General features: G+C 55.6%; 1 protein-coding gene. It reads left to right on the top strand.

The window, feature by feature from the left end; all coding sequences use genetic code 11:
* Window positions 1-2,168 (top strand): ribonucleoside-diphosphate reductase subunit alpha (locus RMO15_RS21600; RefSeq protein ID WP_309717000.1); only part of this gene is annotated, 2,168 nt, incomplete at its 5' end.
* Window positions 2,169-2,521 lie beyond the last annotated feature (353 nt).

Here is a 2,521-nt window from a genome sequence, read left to right as displayed (position 1 = left end):
TGAAAGAAGCGCACAAGAAGGCATTCAAGCAATACTTGGACTACGGCGTCCAGATCGAGCGTCTCTCGCCCAATATCCTGAGCTACGATATTGATAAGCTCGCCAACGCCCTAGACCCCACCGCCGACCTCGACTTCGACTACCTGGGACTCCAGACCCTCTACGACCGCTACCTCATCACCGACAAGACCGGCAAGCGCCCGCGCAGGCTAGAAGCGCCGCAGTTCTTCTGGATGCGCGTCGCGATGGGCCTGTTCTACGCCGATGCGGAGAACAAAGAGAAGCACGCACTTGAGCTTTACACCATGTATAAGAGCCGCCGTTTCTGCTCTTCTACGCCCACGTTGTTCAACTCTGGCACACTTCACTCCCAGTTAAGTTCCTGTTACCTTTATAAAGTAGACGATAGTATTGAATCCATTATGATTCGTGGGATCGCAGAGAACGCGTTTCTTTCCAAGTGGGCGGGTGGTCTTGGTGGCTCCTGGACTGCGGTGCGCGGCACAGGAAGTCATATTAAAGGCACCAACGGAGAGTCGCAAGGCGTCATTCCCTTCTTGAAGATGCACAATGATCAGCTTGTGGCTGTCAATCAGGGAGGAAAGAGGGCAGGTTCTGGCTGTGCGTATCTTGAAGTTTGGCATAATGACATCTTTGATTTCCTAGAGCTGCGAAAAAACACGGGCGATGAGCGCCGCCGCACGCACGACATGAACACGGCCAACTGGATTCCTGACCTGTTCATGAAGCGCATGGAGGCCCGCGAGATGTGGACCCTGTTCCGCAGCTCCGATGTGCCTGATCTGCACGATCTCTTTGGCTCCGCGTTTGAGAAGCGCTACGAAGAGTACGAGAAGCTGGTGGACGAGGGCAAGCTCAGTGGCAAGAAAGTCGAGGCCATCGAGCTCTGGAAGCAGATGCTGAAGCTGATCTTCGAGACGGGTCATCCATGGATCACGTTCAAAGACCCGTGCAATGTCCGCTCGCCCCAAGACCATGTGGGCGTGATCCACAGCAGCAACCTCTGCACCGAGATCACACTCAACACCGGCCCTGAAGAGACCGCCGTTTGTAACCTAGGCTCGGTGATCTTAGACAACCACCTGACTCCAACAGGTGAGATCGACCACGTGAAGCTGCGCGAGACGATTCAGATCGCGGTGCGGGCGCTGGACAACGTGATAGACATCAACTACTACCCGACAAAGCCTGCGGAGACGTCCAACAAGCGTCACAGGCCGGTTGGGATGGGCGTGATGGGCCTTCAGTACGCGCTCTACAAGAAAGACATCCCGTTTGCCTCGCAAGAAGCTATCGAGTTTAACGATGAGTTTATGGAGGCGATTGCCTACTACGCCTACGAGGCATCGAGCGATTTGGCAGCCGAGCGTGGGGCGTACTCTAGCTTTAAGGGGAGCAAGTGGGACCGCGGGATTCTTCCTCCCGATACCATCGAGCTGCTGGAAAAAGAGCGTGGGGTGGAGATTAAAGTGGCACGGGGTGGCAAGCTGGACTGGGCAGCGCTGCGTACGAAGATCCAGGCACAGGGCATGCGCAACTCCAACGTCTTGGCCATCGCCCCGACGGCCACCATCGCCAATATCATGGGAACGTCGCCCTGTATCGAGCCGATGTACAAGAACCTGTTTGTGAAGTCGAATCTCTCGGGTGACTTTGTGGTCTTAAACGCCTACCTGGTGCGCGATCTGAAAGTGGCCAACCTCTGGAACCAGGAGATCGTGGATCAGATCAAGTACTTCGACGGTGACCTGCACAATATCGAGGAGATCCCGGAATGGATCAAGCAGAAGTACCTCACGGCGTTTCAGATTCCCTTCGAGGCGCTGATTGATGCAGGGGCACGTCGGCAGAAGTGGATTGACCAGAGCCAGTCGCTGAACTTGTTTCTGGGCACCCCGGACATGAAGGCACTCTCGCACATGTACCGCTATGCCTGGCACGCGGGCCTGAAGACCACCTACTACCTGCGCACGCTGGGCGCGAGCAATATCGAGAAGGCCACGGTCTCTCTCAAGATGCGCGAGACCGGCTCCAACGCCGCCGTCGCGGAGGCAGCTGCTACTAAGAAAGCCTTCACCGAGGCCGAAGCGCTCGCCTGCTCGATTGAGGCCATGCGCAACGGCGAAGAGTGCGAGGCGTGCCAGTAACCCTCCTCAAGGAGAAAACAAATGCCTGAAATTATTAGTGTTGCCTTGAAAGGCATCTCATGAAGTTCGCCACAATCTAGTGGTGAGTCGAGGGGTGAGTCCCGACCAAGGAAAATCTCACCCCTCTATACCGTAGGCCGACTTTACATCGGCGGGTCAGCACACGCATGGGCGCTGCTACGTTGGCTCTATTATGACGCGTCCTTCGCCCCTTATAGTCTTCGTCAAAAGTATAGCGGATGAGGTATCCTGCTAGCATGAGACCACTCTCCCAAGACCTTCGACAACGCATTATAGACGCTCTGGACACAGGCGCAAGACAGGAAGCTATTGCAGAAAGATTCGCTGTCTCA

The sequence above is a fragment of the Armatimonas sp. genome (assembly GCF_031410135.1).
In the GTDB taxonomy this organism is placed as follows: domain Bacteria; phylum Armatimonadota; class Armatimonadia; order Armatimonadales; family Armatimonadaceae; genus Armatimonas.
This window is presented reverse-complemented; position numbering and strand designations above follow the sequence as displayed.